This window comes from Corynebacterium breve, from assembly GCF_030252165.1.
GTDB lineage: Bacteria > Actinomycetota > Actinomycetes > Mycobacteriales > Mycobacteriaceae > Corynebacterium > Corynebacterium breve.
The window spans coordinates 909,119-931,725 of record NZ_CP126969.1 but is presented as its reverse complement, the minus strand read 5'-3'; the positions used below and the strand labels follow the sequence as shown (position 1 = coordinate 931,725).

Sequence of the window (22,607 nt, the reverse complement as noted above, 5' to 3'; positions counted from 1 at the left end):
CAATCTTGGCTAGGTCCCTCGGCGTGCCTGCGGGATTTTCCCGCCTTGTGTAGGTAATTCGTGATTGACAGGTACACAAACCACACTTAACCTTGTTGTTATATCACCAAATTAAGGAGCTTGACCATGCCGAAGACCACGTGGGACGATCCCGCCCAAAATGCTTCCCCAGACGGAGAATTTGTGCGCGACACCACTTATATTGAAGACCGCTTCTCCGCCGAGCTCGTTGCCAAGAATGCACCACAGGCCATGAAAAATGGCGCGTTTAGCTGGCCTGTCGAGCCCGGTCGTTACCGTCTGATGGCAGCACGCGCTTGCCCATGGGCCCATCGCACGGTAATTACCCGCCGCCTCCTCGGCCTAGAAGATGTCATCTCCCTGGGACTTGCAGGTCCGACGCATGACCGTCGCTCGTGGGTCTTTGACCTTGACCCGAATGAGGAAGATCCCGCCACTGGTCTACATTTTCTACAGGATGCGTACTTCAATCGATTTCCCAACTACCCACGCGGCATCACGGTGCCCGCGATCGTCGAAACCGCATCGAAGAAGGTAGTAACCAACAACTTCCCGACCATTCCAGTCGATTTCATCGATGAGTGGGCCCAGTATCACCGTGAAGGTGCTCCCGATCTGTATCCAGCGCACTTACGTGCAGAAATCGATAAGGTGACCACCGAGATTTACCACGAGGTAAATAACGGGGTGTACCGCTGTGGCTTCGCAGGCTCGCAAGAGGCATACGACACGGCATACGATCGCCTATGGAAGGCAATGGATTGGCTGGAAGACCGTCTGTCCACACGTCGCTTCCTAATGGGTGAGCACATCACCCTTGCAGACATCTACCTCTTCCCTACCTTGGTGCGCTTCGACCCTGTCTATTACTCGCATTTCAAGTGTTCGCGACAGCGCCTGACCGAAATGCCGAACCTGTGGGGCTACCTCAAGGAGCTCTTCCAAGTTCCGGGCTTTGGGGACACCACCGACTTCACCGAGATCAAGCAGCACTACTTCATTACCCACCAAGAAATTAACCCGACCGCTATTGTTCCTGCTGGCCCGGACATGTCAGCGATCATGGAACCGCATGGGCGCGACCATTTGCCGGGTTCCCCTTTCCCCGAAGGAACCGTCCTGCCCGGACCGGTCCCTACTGGCGAAGAGGTCAAGCATCCGGAGTCGTTCCAGCACTAATTACGGCCTGAGTTAAGGCACTCAGCAGTTCCGATTCCAGCCTCCAGCGTTGCCAGTAAAGCGGAACCTCCAATGGCTCGTCGTCAAGCACAACGAGCCGCTTTTGTGCCACGAGATCCGACGCAAGAACCTCGGGGAGCAACGCCCACCCGAGCCCGACGCAAATTGCCTCGGTAAACGCATAGACATCGGGGATGATGCTCTCCGCCCGCTCAACTCGCTCCCCGAGGGTGAGGTGCCTATCCAGCATTTGATCCTGCAATCCGTCCGCAGGCCCAAATCGCAGGACGGGCAGTGTGGCCCAATTGATACCCTCGGCGACCAAGCTAGGTGCGGCAACTGCGAGATAGCGCTGAGGGCTCAGCGAAGTAACCTCGCAACCGCTCACCGGCGTGGACTCTTTGGTCACCGCCCCAAGGACATCGCCTCGTCGCAAGAGTGCCAATGTTTGCGATTCATCCTCCACCCGCAAACGTAAACTTGCCTTTCCTAGCTGCGCCATTTCCGCCAGAACTGGACGAAACCAGGTGGACAAGGAGTCCGCGTTGACCGCAATCGACAAAGGCACCCGCGATAGCCTGTTCTTCAGCTTTGCATCCGTTTCCGCCTGTAAGAGGGCCATTCGTCGTGCCGCTTGTACGATGACCTCTCCGGCATCGGTAGCGGTCACAGGAGTCGTGCGTCGGAGAAGAACACGCCCGGTGGATTTTTCCAGCGACTTTACTCTTTGCGAGACAGCACTTGGCGAAATGCCAAGTGCATAGGCCGCTTGCTCAAAGCTTCCCTCGTCGACAATCGTCGCTAGTGTTTCCATCTTTATCGCGTCCATGAAGCAATTCTAAACCAGGGTGAAAAAATGTAACTGGACTTCATCGCCGCGTCATGCTTTGATCATGTGCATGACCACGATCTTCGCAGGAATCGCCCTTGGCTTTTCGCTAATTGTCTCGCTTGGTCCCCAGAACATCTTTTTGATTAAGCAGGGCATTAAGCGCGAGGCTCTTGCTGCAATTGTCACCGTCTGTATTCTCTCTGACATTTTGCTTTACGTCATCGCGGTCACTGGAGTCGGAGAGCTTACGCAACGCGCCCCGATAGTCCTGGAAGTTCTGAAATGGATCGGCGTGGCATACCTTGCGTGGTTTGGTTTCCAAGCTTTTCGGGACGCCGCCACTGCAAGCGAACAAGAGCTCCAAGTCGTCGAGGATTCCGCTCCCGTGAGGCAAGCCTCAGCCGGGCAGGTGCAAGTCAAGGCGCGCGCGGCCACCACGCAGAAAGTCTCCGCGCCCATCGGCACTCTTCTTATGCTGACCTGGGTCAACCCGAATATGTGGATTGACGGCGTTGTCATCGGAGGCATCGCAAACCAATATCCAGGTACGGGCCCGTGGCTTTTCATCATCGGCGCGACCATCAGCAGCCTCATCTGGTTCCCCATGGTTGCCTATGGAGCTTCCGCCCTTTCTCGGCCGTTGTCCAGCCCTCGCGTCTGGCGGGTACTCAACGTTGTTATCGGAATCGTCCTTACGATTTTGGCGATTAAACTCGCACTGCTCTAGGCGCTCTGGTCTTGGCACCCTAGCCGTCGCACCCTAGCCGTCGCACCCTAGTTGAAGTTTAAACCTAATCAGGCTTAGACTCATGCTCATGGACGAGATTCGCTGGCTTGACGACGAAGAAACACGCACCTGGCTTGCCTTGTGGGCGGTATCCGCCTGGTTGCCGACACGTCTCGACGAACAACTAAAACGCGACCATGCTATGAATCTGCATGACTACTTCACATTGGCACAGATCTCGATGGCAGACGATGGTCGCCTCACGATGAGTGAACTTGCCGCTCTAACGCAGATGTCGCCGTCGCGGCTCTCCCACGTAGTTAGTCGCTTGGAAAAGCGCGAATATGTGGTTCGCACACCCGACGAAGATGATCGACGCACCAACATCGCCTCGATCACCGACAACGGCTGGGAGTTCATCACTGCCGCAGCGCCGAGTCACGTGCAACGGGTGCGCGAACTCGTCTTCGACCCACTCACCGAAGACGAGACTGCCCAGTTCGGTGTTTTGCTGCGCAAGATTCTTACACAGCTCGATCCTTCCGCGATGCCACGCGCTTAGCCATGCGTGCGCGACGCGGTTGCTCCCGCCCAGATGTTAATCCCAGCATCGTCGGCAACCTCGTCAATCGCAGCCAGCTCCTCGTCTGAAAACTCTAGGTTGTCCACTGCATTCAAATTCTGGTCCAACTGCTCCACGCTCGAAGCACCTACCAAAGCACTGGATACAGTTTCTGCGCCGAACTCGCCCTGCTCCCGCAGAGCCCAAGCAATTGCCATCTGAGCCAACGTCTGGCCACGTTCGGCAGCGATATCGTTGAGAGCGCGAACCATGGCGAGGTTCTCGTCGGAAAGCATCTCTTGCGACAACGACTTGTGCTCGGAGGCTCGAGACCCCTCAGGGATCCCATCGAGGTAGCGATTGGTAAGCAGCCCCTGGGCTAGTGGCGAGAAAGCGATCACACCGACCCCAGAATCTGCCGCCGTTTCCAGCAGCGACATGTCATCTTCACCCGGCTCTTCGACCCAGCGGTTGACGATCGAGTAGCTTGGCTGATGGATCAATAGCGGGCAGCCTTCCTCGGCCAGGAATTCCGCTGCCTCTGCGGTGAGTTCAGGGCCGTATGAGGACACTCCAACGTAAAGCGCCTTACCACTGGCGACGATATCGCGAAGCGCGTACATCGTTTCTTCCAACGGCGTTTCGGGGTCCGGGCGGTGATGGTAGAAAATGTCTACGTAGTCCACGCCGAGTCGCTCAAGGGATTGGTCCAGTGAACTCATGAGGTACTTTCGTGAACCGCCATACCCATATGGGCCTTCCCACATATCCCAGCCGGCTTTGGATGAGATAATGAGCTCGTCGCGGTGACGCTTGAGGTCTTCTTTGAGAATGCGCCCGAAATTGATCTCGGCACTGCCAGCAGGTGGTCCGTAGTTATTGGCTAGGTCGAAGTGCGTCACGCCGCGGTCAAAAGCTCGGTGGATTATTCCACGCTGGGTTTCCAAGGACTTATCGTCGCCAAAGTTGTGCCACAAGCCCAGCGACACCGCGGGGAGCTTCAATCCAGAATTTCCCACGGTGCGAAAAGGCATCTGCGAATAGCGGTCAGGATGTGGAGCGTAGTCAGTCATACACTCAATTGTGCTCTTTTTCGCCTCCGACCGGTTGTATATCGCCCTGAAGATCCTCTGCTAGTTCGATGTCTAGCTCACTTGCCACATCTTCTTGCACAGATTCCCACAGTTCTTTACCGTCGACGCGGGATTCACGAGCCAACTCCACCACTTCCTTCTTTTCCGCTCGGGTCAGATCATCCTGCTCTGGATCGAGCTTCTGTTCGGCGAGTTCGGTTAGGCGATCGCGAACTTCTTCTTCCTTTTGCAAGCGTGGACGTCCGCGGAACCACGCGATCGTAGTAACCACGATCATCACCATGCCCACATAGCCAATGACCGGGTAGACCCAACCCAAGAGGTTAGAGAACCCGAGGAAGGACACTACGAATCCTGCAATGGTGACGGTGAAGTAAACAGCCACGAATCGCTCTGGTTTGTCCACTGTGATGCGGCGCGCCAGGGCATAAAACATGCCGATTGCAGTGTTGTAAATCATCGCGTAGATCACCCAAGCAACGACGAAGCTTACAGCCGGATGCATCGAGTCGAAAACTCCAAGTAGTGGTAGGTCCAAACCTCCGACCTTGTCAATGTTGAAGTAGATGACAAATGCCAACACGGCCAACATCACAGAGAAAATGATTCCACCGAGGAGACCCCCGCGCCACGCTGCTTTTGTCGACGACTCATTGCCACCGATCACAAGGATCATGGACACACCGAGCATCAGCGCCATTGCCGTGTAGTTCACACTAGATAACAACCAATGCGGCAACGCGGGAGTGAGCTGCTGCGCTGTTTCATTCAGCGACGAAGTGTCAGTTGGCCAGTTCATCAGCGTGTAGACGAAAGCAACGACGATGGCAATCACGATGAAAGGCGTGATTGCCGAGATCACGTTGGTGACCTTGTCAACGTCTAGAAGGCCAGATACGAGTACCAAAATGGTCATCAGCACCGAGCCCACCCAGGTTGGCCAACCGAATTGCTGTTCTAGGTTGGAGCCTGCACCTGCGAGCATGACGAAACCAATACAGAACAGGGTCGCGATTGTCGTCCAATCAAGAAAGCGAGACACCCAAGGGTGCGCAACGTTTTGAAACACTGCGTTGTGCTCTTTGGCTAAGAAGTACGACCCAAGCTGAAAGATGATGGCGCCGGAGAAGATCATGATTGCCGCTGCGACTGCAACACCGACCAGCCCAATCTGACCAAATGAAATGAAATATTGAACAACTTCTTGTCCGGTAGCAAAGCCTGCGCCTACCAGCAAACCGACGAAAGCAAATGCGATGGTAATACTACGTTTCCACATAGGGAAATGAGCCTTTCCGTAACTTGTTTTCAGGACAGTTGACGCACGAGTGAGTCAATTCTGAAATCAATACGGCCGAGCTATCCCAATTCCCCCCGGAATTGTGCTTACTGGGACACTGCACCCATATCGTGCTTTTCCCGTGCGACAACGCGTCTACACTACCACTTGCACAGAAAGTTATCTCTTTGAGTTCGATTCCCCCGCTGATCCAGGGTTGTAATACTCGTCGTACGCTTGCCAGTCGATCTCTTCCGTGTCACCTTCTGGTGGACCAGAATACTCCTCGTGGTCAGGGTCAAATTGTGGGTAATCTGCCAGCTCAAACTCACTAAATGGATCCGCGTCTAGATCCGAGGCTACTTCTTCTTGGACAGATTGCCACAGCTCTGCGTCTTCGACGTGAGACTCCCCTACCAACACCTCAACCTCTTTGCGTTCGCGTCGCGAAAGGTCCGAGCTTTCAGGATCAAGCTGAGTTTCAGCCAGCTCTGCTAGGCGCACGCGACGTTCCGTTTCTACTGCGATGTCGTCGCGACTCTTGACCCATGATGCTGTAAGTACTGCCACCAAAACGACACCCAAGTAACCCAAGATCGGATAAATCCAGCTGACAAGGTCGGAGAATCCGACAAAGGACAAAAGGAAACCGATACCTACGACAGTGAGATAAATCGGGAGAAAACGCTCGGGGTGCCCCGTGGAGAGTCGTCGAGACATGGCATAGAACATTCCGACAGCAGTGTTGTAGATCATGGCATAGATGATGAGCGCCACTACCACACCTACGGCCGGATGCATGTTGTCAAAGACCATGAGAAGAGGCATATCTGCACCGACGATATCTTCCATGTTGAAGAACAAAATCAAAGTGAGAAGAATTAGAAGAGCTGCAAACAACATGCCGCCAACTAGTCCACCGGCACCTGCGTGACGAGGGTTCATCTGCGAGCCTGCAATGACCAGGATCATCGAAACTCCGACGATGATACACAGACCGGCATAGTTCAGCGCAGAGACCCACCAGCTCCCAAACACACCCGAGGCGGCTTGGTTGGACATTGCGATCTCATTCAGGTGCTCGGTATCTAGCTCAGGCAATCTCAAGATGGTCACCACTGCCGCTCCGAGGACCGAAATGATAAGCAATGGAGTGATGGCGGAGATGATGTTCGTGATCTTATCTACGTCGAGGAATCCGGATATCACCAGAAGCGCCGTCATGATCAAGGCGCCGATCCAGTTGGACAGTCCGAATTGCTGTTGCAAGTTGGAGCCTGCACCAGCAATCATGACGAAACCGATGCTGAACAGCGTGATCATCGTGGACAAGTCGAGAAACTTCGAGACATTTGGGTGCGTCACATTGTCGAAGACAACGCTGTGGTTGTCCGCCAGAAAATAGCTGCCCAGTTGAAAAAGAACGGTGCCCGAAATAACAATGAGTACACAGGCGAGCATCGCGCCAATTATGCCTTTTGTACCGTATGCCGAAAAGTACTGAATCACCTCCTGCCCTGATGCGAAGCCAGCTCCGACGAGAAGCCCGACGTACGCGAGTGCAATGGTGATCGATTTCCTTATCACGGTATGTTTCCCTGTGTTTACCCAGCCCTTTCACGCAGTTCCGTGGCTGGTCGTGCAATTTTCAGGCCCTGCGCACCAAGTTACAAGGTACCGAAATTATCATAAGTTCTAGCTTATATCTATCGCTGCGCACGTGATCGAAACACAATCGTAATACGTTGAAGCCCCGCCTACGGTGCAGTAGACGGGGCTTCGTAGCGTTGAGAATCTAGCTCAGCTTTTTCGCAATTAACTGGTTGACCTGCTGCGGATCAGCCTTGCCGCGGGTTGCCTTCATTACCGCGCCGACGATCGCACCAGTAACTTTCGTGTTGCCCGCTTTGTACTTCTCGACGATGTCCGGGTTGGCGGCCAAGGCCTCGTCGACAGCAGCCTCAATGGCGCCATCGTCACGTACGACTTCGAGACCGCGAGCCTGTACAACCTCATCCACATCCCCTTCGCCGGCGATAACACCGTCGAGGGCCTGTCGAGCAAGTTTGGTGGTGAGCTTGCCTTCCTTGACCAGCGCAACCACGCGAGCGACGTGCGCAGGGGTAACACCGAGTGCATCGAGGTCCTTGCCCAGCTCGTTCGCTTTACCGGCAATGTAGGAAACCCACCAGGCACGCGCTTCGTCAGGAGTCGTTCCTGCCTCGACGGTGTCGGCAACGAGATCGAGGGCACCGGCGTTGACTAGGTCGCGGAATTCCTTTTCTGGAAGCTGCCACTCTTCCTGGATTCGAGCGCGACGCACCCACGGGAGCTCTGGCAAGGTCTGACGGATCTCTTCGACCCACTCTGCCGGCGCAAACACTGGAGGAAGATCTGGGTCGTTGAAATAGCGGTAATCGTCGGAGTTTTCTTTCGGCCGGCCCTTCGAGGTAGAACCGTCGGTCTCCTGGTAGTGGCGGGTTTCCTGAACGATCTCCTCGCCATTTTCAATCGCACGGGCTTGGCGCTGCATTTCAAAGCGAACAGCCTGTTCGACGGACTTCAAGGAGTTAATGTTTTTGGTCTCGGTACGAGTACCAAACTCTTCCTGACCGTGCGGGCGCAGCGAGACGTTCGCGTCGCAGCGCATCGTGCCTTGGTCCATGCGACCGTCGGATACACCAAGTGCGCGGACGAGCTCGCGGATCGCGCCCACATAGGCACGCGCGATCTCCGGCATGCGCTCGCCTGCACCGATGATCGGCTTGGTCACGATCTCAATCAAGGGAACCCCGGCGCGGTTGCAGTCAACGAGGGATGCGGTTGCGCCGTGGATACGACCGGAGGTGCCACCCAAGTGAGTGAGCTTGCCGGTGTCTTCCTCCATGTGCGCACGTTCGATCTCAACGCGCCATTCGGTCCCATCCTCTAGCAAGACGTCTAGGTAACCGTCGTAGGCGATTGGTTCGTCGTACTGCGAGATCTGGTAGTTCTTTGGCTGGTCTGGATAAAAGTAGTTCTTGCGAGCGAAACGCGAGGACTCCGCAATTTTGCAGTTCAGTGCCAAGCCAATTTTGATGGCCCACTCAACGCCCTTCGCGTTGACCACTGGAAGCGCACCCGGCAGGCCGAGGGACACAGGGTCAACATTAGAGTTAGGCGCCGCACCGAAATGTGCGGAAGCTGTAGAGAACATCTTCGTCTCAGTGGCGAGCTCGACGTGTACCTCAAGACCCATTACTGGATCGAATTTCTCTAGTACCTCGTCGTAATCCATCAGGTCATACGCAGTCATGCGCACTAGTCTAGTTCTCTGCCGGATCGCCTGCTGCGTGAGGGGGCAGCTTATCGGTAGGCCTAGCCGAACATCGAGCGAGCGGTGTCATAACGGTGGTCAGGAACGGTCTTGAGGTGACCAGTTGCAGCCTCCAGAGTGACAAGCTCGATGTCCTCGCCCTTCAGCGCCACAGAGGTTCCAAAGTTGCCCTCGTGTGCTGCGCGTGCGGCTGCCACGCCGTAGCGAGTAGCCAGGACACGGTCGTATGCAGTTGGGGTGCCACCACGCTGAATGTGACCAAGAACGGTAGTGCGAACATCGTAGCCTGTGCGACGGTGAATTTCGTCCGCAATGACCTGGCCCATGCCGTTGAAAGTCTTGTGCCCGAATTCGTCTTCTTCGCCGAGTCCAGCGTCCATGGTGCCTTCCTTTGGAATAGCTCCCTCGGCAACCACAACAATTCCGTACTTCTCGCCCATCTGGAATCGGCGTTCCATTGCCTTGGTGATCTCTGCAATATCAAAAGGCTCTTCAGGGATCACGGTGTAGTGCGCGCCGCCGGCCATGCCTGCATGCAGCGCAATCCAACCTACGTGGCGACCCATGACCTCGACAATCAGGATGCGGTTGTGCGACTCTGCCGTGGTGTGCAAACGATCAATTGCGTCGGTCGCTACCGAAACAGCGGTGTCGAAACCGAAGGTGTAGTCCGTCGCGTTGACATCGTTGTCAATGGTCTTTGGCACGCCAACGACCGGGATGCCGTTGTCGGAGAGCCACTTTGCGCCCTTCAATGTGCCCTCGCCGCCGATTGGGATCAGTGCATCGATCTTCGCATCAGCGAGGTTGTTCTTGATCTGGTCGATGCCAGCCTTGAACTTGTCTGGGTGCAAACGGCCAGTGCCCAAAATAGTGCCACCGCGCAGGAGGATGCTGTCGATGAAGTGGTCGTCGTAAAGCTGCATCCGTTGGTCTTCGAGGAGCCCTACCCAACCGTCGAGGTAGCCCACAACCGTCGAGCCGAATTCAGTGTTCGCGGTACGGACAATGCCGCGGATTACAGCGTTCAAACCGGGGCAGTCGCCGCCGGACGTCAAGGTGGCTAGTCGCATACTTCAACACCTTAGCGGTTCTGCGGAAAATTGGCTGAGTCAAAACTATTAGTCATTGCTCGATATCGGAAACAAGAAATAGCGATGCAACCAAACCAACAAGCATCACCGCAGCAAGGATGAGCATGGTCCACGCAGTCGCCGCTTGGAGGCCTAGTGCTGGGGTCCAGGTGCCCAATGCCCCGCCGATCAGAGCCACACCGATGACACTTCCGACTTGGCGGACTGTGTTGTACGCACCCGAGGCGGCCCCTGACGCTGATTCGGGAATGGTGCGCATAGTAGTGGCGGCGTTCGGAGCCCAGATGAACGCGCTACCCACGCCTTTGAGCGCAGTAATCCCGATCATCCACAGCGCAGACCCCTCGCCGAGCATGAGCGCCCACGACCAGACCATCGAAACGAAAAGCGTGCCAAATCCCACCACCGACAGAACCTTGGGATCTATCCTGTCGGCTGCAACACCGACGAAAGGGGTAAGCACGAGCGCGACAATCGACATGGGAATTGTAAGCAATCCTGCTGTGACGGCATCGAGACCTCGGATGTCTTGCAGCCAGTACATGATCGGGATGAACTGACACGCGACGACGAAACCCATAGCAGCAATGCCAATTGAACCCAGAGTGAAATTGCGATTTCGGAAAAGACCCAGCGGAAGCAGAGCCTCATCCCCAGAACGCGTCTGCAGCCACGCGAAAAGAATAAGCGCCACGAGACCGACGACGATGGCCCACGCCTGCGCATATTGGATGCCCCACATCAGTAAGCCGAGGCCTGCAAGAGAAATCAGGACCGAAGGGGCATCGATAACAGCACTTGTGGTTGACAAGCGCGGTAACCACAAGACAGCAAGAATCAAGGCGACGGTACCCAGGGCCACCTGGGCTGCAAAAGCACTGCGCCACCCAAACTCGTTGAGCAGCACGCCAGCGAATAGCGGCCCAACCAGTGAACCTATCGAGCCGACAACACCCCACAAAGCGAAAGCTGGTCCCCTAGCGTCGGAAGGAAAGACCCGACCGATAATGCTAAATGCCTGCGGAAGGAATGCAGCCGCGCCGAGTCCTTGGATCGCTCGCCCGACCACCAAAGCAATGAACGATGAGGACAGCGCGCAGACAAGTAATCCAGCAATATAGGCGACAAGTCCTACGAGGTAGATCCGGCGCTGACCACGCTTATCACCAAGACGACCAGTGACAAGCATCGGTACAACCGTGCACAGTAGGTAAATACTTGTAATCCAGACCTGGTCATCCACAGCTGCAGGCAATCGCGGAGTCAGCACCGGCATCACTGCTTGATCAAGCATGATCAAGAAGTAGCCTGCGCTAAGGGCACAGAGAGAAAACCAGCGACTACTCTTCTTCGTCTCCTGCGAGGACTTCATCCTGCCCGCTTTCCTCCAGCTGCTCATCATCAACGTTCCACACTACGTGGTCGCTTGGGAGTAAATCGAGTTTGGCCGTGGAAATCAGCACGACACCTGGGTAGTCCGCTATGAATTGGAAGAATTCTGTCAACGCTTGACCGTCGAGTTGGTGATCGACATCTTCCAACACCAGCAAAGGCGGGGTGTTCAAGGCTGCACGGGCGATCTTAAGTCGAGTGGTTTCTCCAATGCTCCAAGGAGCGCCACCACTTTTCAGTTGGAGCTTCATCCCTTTGGGGTGGGATTCTACAGTTTCAGTCAAGCCCACCGTTTCAAGAACACTGGCCACCTTCTCTGGGCTCGCGTCTGGCTGACGCAACGTCAGAAGCCGCTGAATCGAACCACGCTCAACTGGGACGTAATCTGAGGCAAAGCCAACAAGGTTTCGCCTTACTTTCTCTGGAGCCAGGCCGAAGTCATAACCTGCGATTACCAGTTTGTCAGCTTGATTTACCGACAAGATTGCCGCGAGAGTGTCACGGATTTTAGAACGATCGTTGGCGGACATAAGTACGATGTCCCCAGCATCAACAACGAAATCTTTGCCTAACTGCACCTGACCGTAGGGCAAATCTGGGTAGCTGAGTAGTTCGTTGCCATACCTTAGTTCCCACTTCCGCTGGCGCTGACTCTCCCGCCCTGACAGCTCATCGGCCTTTTCCAGTACCGGGCCGAGGATGCGAGTCGCCGCCTTGTAGTTTTGGCGATATTCCACCACTCGCCCCAAGTCAGTTACAGGAGCTGCAAGAACTCCCAACAAGGTCATCGCCGAGGCAACTACCGACGAGTCCGCCCAGCCTTCCACAGCGATCAAGACCACTGCAACTGTGCACAGCGACGCCGCCGTCGCCGTCAAGGAACGGGTGAGACCTGTAACCCACGCACGATCCACCGCAGCGTCGACGACTCGGTCGCTATGCCGGTCAATTGCCTTGACCTCGCGGGCAACGGCGCCCGAAGCACGCACAGATTCACTGGCCATGACGGTATCTGCGATGCGGGATGAAAGGCGCCCGCGGCGTCGTCGTAAAGCACGCGATCGCACATAAGTCATGTGGGCCAAAATCGGGATTGCTGCGCCGATCAAAGCGATTGGGATTGCAACGGCAAGCCCAATTTGAGGCGAGATGAACAACAATCCGATGAGGACAACGGCAATCAACGGAATGCCTGTCACCAGCGGGACGATACCTAGTGCGATCCAGTTGCGCACTGCCGAAAGATCGTTGGAGGCTCGCGTGACCGTGACTCCCAGAGATCCTGAATAGTCCGCTCCCCCGACCGAAGAAATAATCAAGCGGTGCCGTTGCTCAAAGACATAGTCTTGGCCGAGGTCTTCTGCGACAACGCGCTCGATCCAGCGTGCGATACCGATGCCGAGTGCCGTGCCGACGAGGGCGACGCTGTCCCATTTGTCAGTGGCGATACCAGGGCTGAGCAAGGCATCGACAGATAGAGCCATGATCAAAGCGAGCACGGCCTGGAATATACCGAGCGTGACAAGGAGAATGAAAAGCCCTCGCCGCCGCCCAGCCCACATTGGAGGCATTTTAGTCACGCTTTAGCAGTGTAGTTGCCACGTCAGGACAAGTCAGATCAAATGTACTGATAACAGGCACGTTCAAATCTCCCAGGACCTCATCGGCCTCTTGGGTTGCGAGTGGAGACGCAGTCATGACACCGGTCGCACAGGCGATCTGCAGCTTTGCTTCCTGCAGCGTCTGCACGCCGGCCCGAGCGCCGAGGGCGTCGACCGCGGAGAACACGACTTGGTCCACGGATGCATGGAAAATCTCGTCACGCAGCAAGCGCGCTGTCTCTGTCTGGTAGACGCCGTCGGCAATCTCAACGATGACGACGTCGTTGTCGCGTGAAAGAACGTCGATCATGTTGACGGTAAGGTCGCGCAGCTTTTGAAAGTCCATCTTGAAGGTAGAGCCGTAGCCGAAGTCAGTAAAATCGATGACTTCCGCCGCGCCTGCGTCGTGGTAGATCATGCGGTCATTTCCCGCACCGGTACCGGTAATCTTTCCTGCTCCCACCTTCTTGCCTGCCTTGGTTAAACCGTTAGCCAGGCAAGCGAGTGTGGTGGACTTTCCCGAGTTCATTGAGGTTCCCAACACTGCGATCACCTCTGGACGACTCTCAGCAGCGGAGTCGCGAGGCTCGTTGGCATACGGAGCGTAGTCGCCGATGTTAACGATGCCCTTGTCGGTTGCAAGCAGCCCCAGTGGCTCAATTAGCGTCGGATCATCCATGTTCGCATGCGATTCAGTGACCACACCGGCAATGCCACCAGCTGCGACTAGGTGGCAGTAATCAAGGTTGTCGGGAATATGCGCAAGGAATTGGTCGGCTGCGTAGCGGTGGCCATAAGCCAACAGGATCAGGTTTTCGTCGAAAAGCTTCGCCTTACGAGATTGCTCAGTTTCCACGCGCTTGTGGTTGTGAATTCCCACAACTTTGGCCAAAACGACATCGCCTGCGCGTGGGGCGACGTCCTCCCCAGCCACCAAAAAGTAGTCCTCTGGTGATTCGTGATAAGGATCCGAGATGAACCGACAGGTGTAGGAGTTTTGGATGTGCTGCGAAGGCAACGCTTCACGACGACGTGCCCCCTGGGACGCAGGCGCAGGGCCAGTCGGGCGACTAGCGGCATTGAGTGCCTCGTTGAGCATTGCGGTTTGACGTTCGAGGATTCCTGCACGGGCGAAGTTCATTGACATTTTCGGGACCTTTCTAGATGCAACACACTTATTTCATATTCGAAGCACCATTAAAGCCGACATGTATGAACCTTTCATGAAACTTTGATTAGGGATCATTCATGTGCACAGGAACAAAAAATCCCCCTTTGACGCTTGCTCAGCGCCAAAGGAGGAAAACGCGGATCACTTAGGAAAATTTCGCCTCATATGCAGAACCGACGCGGTACAAGCGATCATCGTGGAAGGCTGGAGCCATCAGTTGAAGCCCCACTGGCAAGCCTGTGTCTTCCGCCACACCAATTGGCAGGCTCATGCCCGGTAGGCCAGCTAGGTTCAGCGGCAGCGTGTACAGGTCGAAGTTATACATCGCCAAAGGGTCGTCGACCTTCTCCCCCAGCATGAACGCCGTGGTCGGGGTGGTTGGCGCCACGATTACGTCCACCTGCTCGAAAGCACGCTTGAAGTCGTTGGCGATGAGCTGGCGCACACGCTGTGCCTGCAGGTAGTAGGCATCGTAGTAGCCGACAGACAGCGCATAGGTGCCCAGCATGATGCGTCGCTTAGTTTCAGGCCCGAAGCCGGCCGCGCGGGTGATCTCCATGACGTCATTGGCGGAGTTCTTGCCGTCGTCACCTTCGCGCAGGCCGTAACGCATGCCATCAAATCGTGCGAGGTTCGACGAAACCTCGGATGTCTGAATGATGTAGTACGCGCCCATAACATCGTCAAAGTGTGGGCAATCGACCTCGATAACCTCAGCACCGAGCGATGCCAGATCCTCGTAGGCCTTGGAAACCGCATCCAGTACGCCTTCTTGGTTACCGGGACGCTCGAACTGCTTTACCACGCCAATCTTGATGCCGGTCAGATCCCCGGATGCGCCCTCGCGGGCCGCTTGGACTACCGGAGCGATCGGCTTGTTCACGCTAGTCGCGTCGAATGGATCCACACCTGCCACAATCTCGTGCAATAGCGCGGTGTCAAGGACGGTACGCGCGGTTGGGCCACCCTGGTCCAGAGATGATGCCGCGGCAATCATGCCGTAGCGCGACACAGTTCCGTACGTTGGCTTCACACCAACGGTACCGGTCAAGGCTGCCGGCTGACGGATGGAACCGCCGGTGTCCGTGCCGATGCCCAGCGGTGCCTGTCCCGAAGCCACCGCAGCGGAGGTACCGCCGCCTGACCCACCAGGTGTGCGATCAATGTCGTGCGGATTGCGGGTAACTTTAAACGCAGAGTTTTCGGTGGACGAACCGAGTGCAAACTCATCCAAGTTGGTCTTACCCAGGATTGGGATTCCAGCCTCGCGCAACTTGGTCACCACGGTTGCGTCGTAAGGGGAGACATAGCCGTCCAGCATCTTGGATGCCGCGGTGGTTGGCGCATCGGTGGTAACAAACAAGTCTTTCAGCGCCAAAGGCACGCCTGCCAGTGCGGATGCGGGCTTTTCCCCTGCCTTGATCGCCTGGTCAACTTCGTCGGCGGTAGCCAGAGCTTCCTCGGCACCCACATGAAGGAACGCGCCTAGCACCTCGTCGGTCTGGGCAATACGGTCAAGATGTGCCTGGGTAACCTCGCGGGAGGTGACCTCGCCGGAGTGGATCTTTTCAGCCAACTCGGCTGCGGACAGGCTGGTCAGTCCCGTAGTTGGGGTGGTGTAGTCAGTCATGTTCTATTCAGCCTCTCCAAGGATTTGCGGAACAACGAAACGATCGTCTTCGACCTCTGGTGCCTGCGACAGTGCCTGCTCCTGAGTCAAGGTGTCCACGACAATATCTTCACGCATCGGAGCCTCAATGGAATGAGGGTGACTCATTGGCTCCACACCTTCGGTGTCGACCTGAGACACCTTGGCCACGGCTTCCAAGATGGTGTCCATCTGGTCGGCATATGAATCTAGCTCATCATCCGTCATGCGCAGACGGGCGAGACTTGCGAGGCGGGCGATGTCCTCGCGGGAAATGTCAGACACGTGAACTACTTCCTTTTATACGTTGTTCCTTTAACCGCTCCCATAATACGGCACCAAGGTTTCTTTCAGGGCGTGGGGAGCACTGGTATAAATGATGGACGTATTCGATTGCAAGGAAGGGAAGGAAGCGATGTCATATCTAATCCGTATCCTGCTCCCCGATGAGCCAGGAAGCCTCGGTGACCTCGCCCAGGCTTTCGGAATTATTGGCGCGAACATCCAGTCCGTCGACATCGTCGAAACGCTGCCTAACAACACAGTCATGGACGACATCGTCGTATCCCTCCCGAAGGGCACGATGGCCGATGCACTGATCACCGCTGCAACCGCGGTGGATGGCGTGGAAGTCGATTCAATCCGTCCCTTTACCGGCCGAGTAGATCGACGCGGTCAGATTGAAATGCTTTCTCGCGTCGCGGCGCAAGCCCACGATGTCCCGCGAGCCATGCAGGAACTCGTCTCTGTCATGCCTCAAGCCTTGACCTCCTCATGGGCCGTGGTGTTACGTCAGGATGCCCACGGTGTCTCCCGCGTGGCAGCGTCGGACGGTGCCCCCGGTGACGATGGCTCTTCCCCATCATTAACTAACATCACCGAGGCGCGCGTGTTGTTCCCCGACCTTGAAGAGTGGATCCCAGAATCCTGGGGCCTGTTGGACTCGACGCTTGCCGCAGCCCCCCTGCCTCAGACCGACCTAGTCTTGATCATGGGACGCATCGGTGGCCCCGACTATTTGGCCACCGAAGTCGAGCACATCGGCAATGTTGGCGCTATCGTCGGAGCGCTACTGCGCTGCTCCTGATTCCAACAAAGTGATAAAGCCGGCTTCGTTAAGCACCGGCACGCCGAGCTCCCTGGCCTTGGTCTCCTTGGAACCAGCGTTCTCCCCCGCCACTACGTAGTCGGTCTTTTTCGATACCGAACCAGCTGCTTTGCCACCTCGGGACACAATCGCTTCTTTCGCAGAATCACGCGTGAAGTTGTCCAACGTCCCGGTGACCACCACGGTTAACCCCTCCAGAGTCTGGGCGACCTCGTCGGAAGTATCAGCTTCCATAGTGACTCCCGCAGCCGCCCACTTATCGACGATCGCCCGGTGCCATTGCTCTTCAAACCACTTTTTGAAGGCCTCGGCGATAATCCCGCCTACGCCATCGGTTTCTGCCAGATCCTCCACAGGCGCATCGATGAGCGCCTGCATAGAGCGGTAACGTCCCGCGAGTGCGCGCGCTGCTGTAGGACCGACGTGGCGGATAGACAATGCGACGATCACGCGCCATAGATCCACGTTTTTCGCCGTGGTGAGATTGTCTAGGAGCTTCTTCCCGGAGGCATTTACCTTCCCTGCTTTGGTCGTATAGACCTTGGTCTGCAAGAGATCTTCTTCGCTGAGGTTGAACAGATCGCCTTCGTCGACAAGCGCGCCGGAGCGGATGAGATCCTCGGCGCCTTTCTCACCAAGCGCTTCAATATCAAATGCGCCGCGGCCAGCCAGGTAGGTCAAGCGAGTCGACAGCTGCGCAGGGCAGGACCTAGTGTTCGGGCAGCGCCAGTCGATATCGCCATCTTTTTGCGGCGCCAAACGGGTGCCACACGCGGGACACAGCGTGGGGAAAATGAATTCGCGCTCTGTTCCATCACGAAGGTCAGCAACTGGGCCGAGCACTTCCGGGATAATCTCGCCCGCTTTGCGAATGACCACGGTATCGCCGATGAGCACGCCTTTTCGCTTCACCTCGGACTGATTGTGCAAGGTGGCCATCGATACGGTGGAGCCTGAGACGAACACAGGCTCCATGACTGCAAATGGCGTGACTCGACCGGTACGGCCTACTCCAACTTGGATGTCTTTAAGTTTGGTAGTTACTTCCTCCGGCGGGTACTTGTAGGCGATAGCCCAGCGTGGCGCACGTGAGGTGGCGCCTAAACCACGCTGTTGCGCAATCGAATCCACCTTGATTACCACGCCGTCCATCTCGTGGATCGCGTCGTGGCGATGGTCCGCCCAGTAACGCACCGAATCGACCACTTCCTGTGCCGTTTCGGCCCGCTTGGTGTATTCCGATACCGGCAAGCCCCATGCTTTGAGGGCTTCGTAGGCCTCATGCTGGGTAGCCGGAGTGAAACCCTCTCGCGCTCCAATGCCATGGCACACCATATGCAGCCGACGCTTCTTCACATCCTCTGGGTTCTTCTGGCGCAGGCCCCCAGCCGCGGTATTGCGCGGGTTGGCAAAAGGCTTACCGCCTTCTTCAATGCGTTGGGCGTTGAGCTCTGGGAAATCCTCTGGCCGGATGAATACCTCGCCACGAATCTCCACCAGTTCAGGGAAATCGCCTTGCAACGCGTGCGGGATGTCCTCGATCACGCGTGCATTCGCAGTGATGTCTTCGCCCACTCGCCCATCGCCACGAGTGGCGGCCTGCGCCAATTCACCATTCCGGTAAACCAAATTGATAGAGAGACCGTCGATCTTGAGTTCCGTCAAGTAGGGCCCGGGCGTGCGCGCGAGCCAGTTGACCAACTCTTCTTCGCTGAACACATTGTCCAAGCTCATCATGCGCTCAAGATGCTCAACATCGTCAAACGATCCCGTAACAGGCGCACCGACCTCCTTAGTCGGAGAATCCGGCACTGCGAGCTCGGGGTGTTCGTCTTCTAGTTGTTGTAGCTTGGCCAACAATTGGTCAAACTCAGCATCAGAGATGATGGGGTTGCTGTTGTAGTACAAATCGCGGTGGCGACGAACTTCCTCAGCTAGGTCGTCCCATTCGCGGCGCAGTTCAGCAAAATTATCGGTCACGGTTAACAAGTGTAGCTAGAGTAAAGGACATGCCGACTTTCAACGCTTCCCGGATGCTTTCGTTCGACTTGGAGACCACCTCGGTCAATCCTACTGAGGCTCGCATCGTTACTTCCGCCATCGTGAGCATCGACGGCCGAGACGTCGAAGCAAAAGAAACCCTGGCTGATCCGGGCGTCGAGATCCCGGCCGAAGCCGCCAAGATTCACGGCATTACCACGGAGAAAGCCCGCGCCGAAGGTCGCCCACACGATGAAGTCCTGCAGGAAACTGTCGACGCGATCAAGCGGGGTTGGGAAAAAGGGCTCACACTCATTGTGTTCAACGCCCCCTACGACCTCTCCGTTCTGCGCGCATTGACCAGCGATTTCACAGTTACCGGCCCGGTGTATGACCCGTACTTGATCGATCGTGCTCGCGACAGATACCGAAAGGGCAAGCGCAATCTCACCGCTCTGTCTGAGTTTTACGGCGTCAAGCTGGAAAACGCTCACGAAGCTACTTCTGACGCGATGGCCGCCGCCCGCATCGCTTGGAAGCAAGTAAACAAAATTTGGCCGGAGCTTGCCACAATGGATACCGATGAACTCATGGAATATCAGGCCGTTGAGTACTACGAACTCCAGATAGAGCTGCGCAAGTTCTTAGAGTCCCGGGGTCGCGACTCAACAGACGTCACCACAGCCTGGCCCATGATCAGCTAAGAAAATCTCGCTGCAAGATGTCGTCCACCTCTCGCGCACGACGGTAGTCTTCCGCGCGGCCACCTGTCGCGTAGACATCGATCTTGATTACCACCGGATCGATCTGCAGCTTGTCGACGATCTCTCCCACCTTCTTGGGTTCCATCGGCGCAATGGCAAAACGGTGCCCTTGTCCCAAGGCAGCACCCGCTTCGTCGAGAAGCTTTGTCGTAGTCAATGAGCTCAGGTCGACGGTGATCCACGGACTATCGAACAGTGGCGAGGTGGTGTGCAGCAAAACGTCGCCGAAAAGCTCAAGGCGCTCATACACCTTTTGCGGATCGACCTTGGCAATCGTGTCGTAGTCCGTAGTTCCTTTAACGCGACCCGCGAGTACCTGCGGCAACTTGGGTTCGTCGAGTTGGACAACAACATCCGCACCAAAACGCTTGGCGACGTCCGCGACGTGGTTCTCAACGGCCTCACGCAGCGCTGCCGTGAGATCCTCTAGTGCTCCGCGATCCGACAGCATGCGGTGCCCGTTGGGCATCTCGATCTCCGCGGCCAGAGTCCACGGACCCACCAACTGGACCTTTAGCTGTTCAATCTTGCCCGCCCAGAGTTCTTCCAACGTGTCGAGATCGCGCTCGAATTGGTCGGCGGCCCGACGGGTCATGATCTGCGGGCGCCGAGTCACTATCCATGACCGAGGGCCTTTGTCGAGGTGAAGAGGCAAAAGCGCCGCTGTCCGTCCAATTAGATCGGATCCGAGTCCCCGCTCCGGCAGTTGCGGAATATGCGGTAGTGGGGTTTCCGAAAAGACGATGTCGGCTGCCTCGACGAAGTTAGTGCCGGGCAGCTCACCAAGACCGAATGCTGTCATGGGCTTATCCTATGCGGTGCCGCAGATGGTTCCGGAACCTAGAACCACGTCTCCCAAACCGTCAGGATCCGGGAGGTAAAGCACTGCTGCTTGGCCACGAGCCACGCCCGACAGTGGCTCTTTCAGCCCGAGCTGCATCGAGTCACCCTGGACGTTCGCCCAGCACGGCACTACCCCGCCGTGTGCTCGGATCTGCACGTTTGCTTCGAATTCGCCTTGCATCTGGGGGTGCAAGACCTTCAGCCTGTCGGCGGTGATGGAGGTAACTTCGAGTGCTTGACGCGGGCCCACGGTCACCGTGCCGGTCGAGGCATCCACGTCGGTCACGTAGCGTGGCTGGCCATCAGCGGCTGGCACGCGCAGGTCGAGCCCTCGGCGCTGGCCGATGGTGTATTGGAATGCTCCGTCGTGTTCCTTGAGTTCGGTGCCGTCTTGATCGACAACCATGCCGGGGCGCACGCCGATCGAACGTCCAAGGAATGCTTGTGTGTTGCCATCGGGAATGAAGCAAATGTCGTATGAGTCTGGTTTGTTCGCTGTGGAAAATCCCTTAGCTTGCGCCTCTTCACGGATCTGTGGCTTCTCCGTGTCACCCACCGGAAAGATGCAGTGGTCGAGTTCATCGCGGGTGAGAACACCGAGTACGTAGGACTGATCCTTCAAAGGATCGGCAGAACGGCGCAGGTTGCCTTGGTCGTCGATAATTGCGTAATGGCCTGTGGCGACAGCATCGAAGCCGAGAGCTAACGCGCGCTCTAACAAGGCTGCGAACTTGATTTTCTCGTTGCAGCGCAAGCACGGGTTAGGTGTTTCGCCGATGGCGTAGGAATCGACGAAGTTGTCGATGACTTCTTCTTTGAAGCGGTCAGAGAAATCCCATACATAAAAAGGGATGCCGAGTTTGTCGCAAACGCGGCGGGCATCGGCGGAATCTTCGAGCGAACAGCAACCACGGGCGGACTCGCGGGTGGCCAACGGATCTTGCGACAGGGCAAGGTGCACGCCGACCACGTCGTGGCCGGCGTCAACAACACGAGAGGCCGCCACCGACGAATCGACCCCTCCGGACATTGCTACAAGAACTCGCATGTCGGGCAGTGTACCCTCTTCATCCATGGCCAGAAAACAGCAGGACAACAAGATCTATGAGATTGATACTGGGATTGCCGAAATCATTGAGGAGTCTGACGGTTCCTTGACTCTCATGGTCAACGGAGTCCCTTCTTCTAGCATCGTCGTGGGTGAACCGGAGCGGCTGGATTTTGAGTACATGCGTTGGATTGCCGCTGCCATCGAAGAACTGACATCATACGAGAAACCGCGTCTGACGCATTTGGGCGGAGCTGGCTGTTCCCTGGCGCGCTATTTCGCACACGTGTGGCCAAACTCGAGAAACACCGTGGTAGAGATCGACATGGATTTGGCGGTGCTAGTGCGCGAGGTTTTTGACATTCCCAAAGCACCTGCGGTGAAGATTCGGGTCGGTGAAGCGCGGGAGGAAACCGACAAGTTTGTTCCGGCCAGCCGCGACATCATTATCCGAGATGTCTTTTCCTCAGCTGTGACCCCGCGCCCGTTAACTACGGTGGAGTTCTTTGAGGCCGCACATTCGTCGTTAAGCGCCACCGGCTTGTATGTAGCCAACTGTGGCGATTACTCGGATTTGAAGAACGCGCGCGAGGAACTCAGTGGCATGCTTCAGGTCTTCCCCCACGTTGCAGCTATCGCCGATCCTCCGATGCTGAAGGGGCGCAGGTACGGCAACATCATTCTGCTCGGATCCAACCAGCCGCTAGAAAATAGCGCGGCGCTAACGAAGAAGTTATTACAAGGCGCGGTGCCCGCCCAGTTCAAAAATGAGGATTGGGCGAGGTCGCTGGCATCCGGCACAGTCGCGCGCCAAGATGAAACTTAAATGAGAGTTTCTTTGCCAAGTTTCCTGTCACCTGCAACAACGATCCAAGATTTTTGGAGATTTCTAGTATCCAGATGAAACGCTTTTCATAATGCGATCGACATTAGTTGCGGGTAACAAAA

Annotated in this window: 20 protein-coding genes; 6 read left to right on the top strand and 14 right to left on the bottom strand. The window is 56.3% G+C overall.

The genetic code is table 11. The annotated features are described in order from the left end of the window. The first annotated feature begins 126 nt into the window (after nt 1-126). On the top strand, nt 127-1,200 hold the full coding sequence (locus QP027_RS04595; RefSeq protein ID WP_284826371.1) for a glutathione S-transferase family protein: 1,074 nt from the start codon (nt 127-129) through the stop codon (nt 1,198-1,200). On the opposite strand, the gene QP027_RS04590 is transcribed toward QP027_RS04595, so the two are convergent. Next, nucleotides 1,172-2,029 carry an ArgP/LysG family DNA-binding transcriptional regulator gene (locus QP027_RS04590; protein ID WP_284826370.1) on the bottom strand — a complete coding sequence of 286 codons (858 nt, stop codon included), beginning with the start codon at nt 2,027-2,029 and terminating at the stop codon, nt 1,172-1,174. The two genes, QP027_RS04595 and QP027_RS04590, sit on opposite strands and share 29 nt — an antisense overlap. Nucleotides 2,030-2,099: 70 nt before the next feature. On the opposite strand from QP027_RS04590, the gene QP027_RS04585 reads away from it, so the two are divergent. Together QP027_RS04585 and QP027_RS04580 are read left to right on the top strand one after the other, a co-directional pair. After that, on the top strand, nt 2,100-2,759 hold the full coding sequence (locus QP027_RS04585) for a LysE/ArgO family amino acid transporter (RefSeq protein ID WP_284826368.1): 660 nt from the start codon (nt 2,100-2,102) through the stop codon (nt 2,757-2,759). 88 nt (nt 2,760-2,847) lie between these two features. Continuing rightward, nucleotides 2,848-3,321 (top strand): MarR family winged helix-turn-helix transcriptional regulator, encoded by a 474-nt coding sequence (locus tag QP027_RS04580; protein WP_284826367.1) that lies wholly within the window; start codon nt 2,848-2,850, stop codon nt 3,319-3,321. Here QP027_RS04580 and mgrA read toward each other — a convergent pair. The 10 genes from mgrA to gatC form a co-directional block, all read right to left on the bottom strand. Continuing rightward, the gene (mgrA, locus tag QP027_RS04575; RefSeq protein WP_284826365.1) at nt 3,318-4,394 is read right to left on the bottom strand and encodes an L-glyceraldehyde 3-phosphate reductase; all 1,077 of its coding nucleotides are present in this window, start codon (nt 4,392-4,394) and stop codon (nt 3,318-3,320) included. The genes QP027_RS04580 and mgrA overlap by 4 nt on opposite strands. Nucleotides 4,395-4,398: 4 nt before the next feature. After that, a complete protein-coding gene (locus QP027_RS04570; RefSeq protein WP_284826363.1) occupies nt 4,399-5,694 on the bottom strand; it encodes a YkvI family membrane protein in 1,296 nt (431 codons plus the stop codon). 180 nt (nt 5,695-5,874) lie between these two features. Beyond that, on the bottom strand, nt 5,875-7,281 hold the full coding sequence (locus QP027_RS04565; protein WP_349293180.1) for a YkvI family membrane protein: 1,407 nt from the start codon (nt 7,279-7,281) through the stop codon (nt 5,875-5,877). 208 nt (nt 7,282-7,489) lie between these two features. After that, entirely contained in the window at nt 7,490-8,989 is a 1,500-nt protein-coding gene (gene gatB, locus QP027_RS04560; protein ID WP_284826361.1) for an Asp-tRNA(Asn)/Glu-tRNA(Gln) amidotransferase subunit GatB, read from the bottom strand. 62 nt (nt 8,990-9,051) lie between these two features. Next, nucleotides 9,052-10,083: a 6-phosphofructokinase gene (locus QP027_RS04555; protein WP_284826359.1), complete on the bottom strand. Its 1,032-nt coding sequence runs from the start codon at nt 10,081-10,083 to the stop codon at nt 9,052-9,054. A 52-nt stretch (nt 10,084-10,135) separates the two neighbouring features. Next, a complete protein-coding gene (locus QP027_RS04550) occupies nt 10,136-11,476 on the bottom strand; it encodes an MFS transporter (RefSeq protein WP_284826357.1) in 1,341 nt (446 codons plus the stop codon). Then, a complete protein-coding gene (locus QP027_RS04545) occupies nt 11,445-13,067 on the bottom strand; it encodes an ABC transporter transmembrane domain-containing protein (protein WP_284826925.1) in 1,623 nt (540 codons plus the stop codon). Before QP027_RS04545 ends, QP027_RS04550 begins: the two co-directional genes overlap by 32 nt. Before the next feature lies 1 nt (nt 13,068). Continuing rightward, nucleotides 13,069-14,244, bottom strand: a complete 1,176-nt coding sequence (locus QP027_RS04540) for a DUF1611 domain-containing protein (RefSeq protein ID WP_284826356.1) — start codon at nt 14,242-14,244, stop codon at nt 13,069-13,071. Nucleotides 14,245-14,413: 169 nt separating this feature from the next. Continuing rightward, nucleotides 14,414-15,898 (bottom strand): Asp-tRNA(Asn)/Glu-tRNA(Gln) amidotransferase subunit GatA, encoded by a 1,485-nt coding sequence (gatA, locus tag QP027_RS04535; RefSeq protein ID WP_284826354.1) that lies wholly within the window; start codon nt 15,896-15,898, stop codon nt 14,414-14,416. A 3-nt stretch (nt 15,899-15,901) separates the two neighbouring features. Continuing rightward, complete coding sequence (gene gatC / locus QP027_RS04530) at nt 15,902-16,201, bottom strand: Asp-tRNA(Asn)/Glu-tRNA(Gln) amidotransferase subunit GatC (RefSeq protein ID WP_284826352.1); 300 nt, start codon at nt 16,199-16,201, stop codon at nt 15,902-15,904. 130 nt (nt 16,202-16,331) lie between these two features. Here gatC and QP027_RS04525 point away from each other — a divergent pair, with 130 nt between their 5' ends. Continuing rightward, a complete protein-coding gene (locus tag QP027_RS04525; protein ID WP_284826350.1) occupies nt 16,332-17,003 on the top strand; it encodes an ACT domain-containing protein in 672 nt (223 codons plus the stop codon). On the opposite strand, the gene ligA is transcribed toward QP027_RS04525, so the two are convergent. Then, nucleotides 16,986-19,004 carry an NAD-dependent DNA ligase LigA gene (gene ligA / locus QP027_RS04520; RefSeq protein WP_284826348.1) on the bottom strand — a complete coding sequence of 673 codons (2,019 nt, stop codon included), beginning with the start codon at nt 19,002-19,004 and terminating at the stop codon, nt 16,986-16,988. The genes QP027_RS04525 and ligA overlap by 18 nt on opposite strands. Nucleotides 19,005-19,033: 29 nt before the next feature. On the opposite strand from ligA, the gene QP027_RS04515 reads away from it, so the two are divergent. Then, the gene (locus QP027_RS04515) at nt 19,034-19,708 is read left to right on the top strand and encodes a 3'-5' exonuclease (protein ID WP_284826346.1); all 675 of its coding nucleotides are present in this window, start codon (nt 19,034-19,036) and stop codon (nt 19,706-19,708) included. Here the strand turns inward: QP027_RS04515 and QP027_RS04510 are convergent. Then, nucleotides 19,701-20,570, bottom strand: a complete 870-nt coding sequence (locus QP027_RS04510) for a uroporphyrinogen decarboxylase/cobalamine-independent methonine synthase family protein (RefSeq protein ID WP_284826344.1) — start codon at nt 20,568-20,570, stop codon at nt 19,701-19,703. The genes QP027_RS04515 and QP027_RS04510 overlap by 8 nt on opposite strands. Nucleotides 20,571-20,579: 9 nt before the next feature. Next, the gene (gene mnmA / locus QP027_RS04505) at nt 20,580-21,659 is read right to left on the bottom strand and encodes a tRNA 2-thiouridine(34) synthase MnmA (RefSeq protein ID WP_284826342.1); all 1,080 of its coding nucleotides are present in this window, start codon (nt 21,657-21,659) and stop codon (nt 20,580-20,582) included. A gap of 25 nt (nt 21,660-21,684) precedes the next feature. Between mnmA and QP027_RS04500 the strand changes: the two genes are divergently transcribed. Continuing rightward, complete coding sequence (locus QP027_RS04500) at nt 21,685-22,485, top strand: spermidine synthase (RefSeq protein WP_284826340.1); 801 nt, start codon at nt 21,685-21,687, stop codon at nt 22,483-22,485. Nucleotides 22,486-22,607 lie beyond the last annotated feature (122 nt).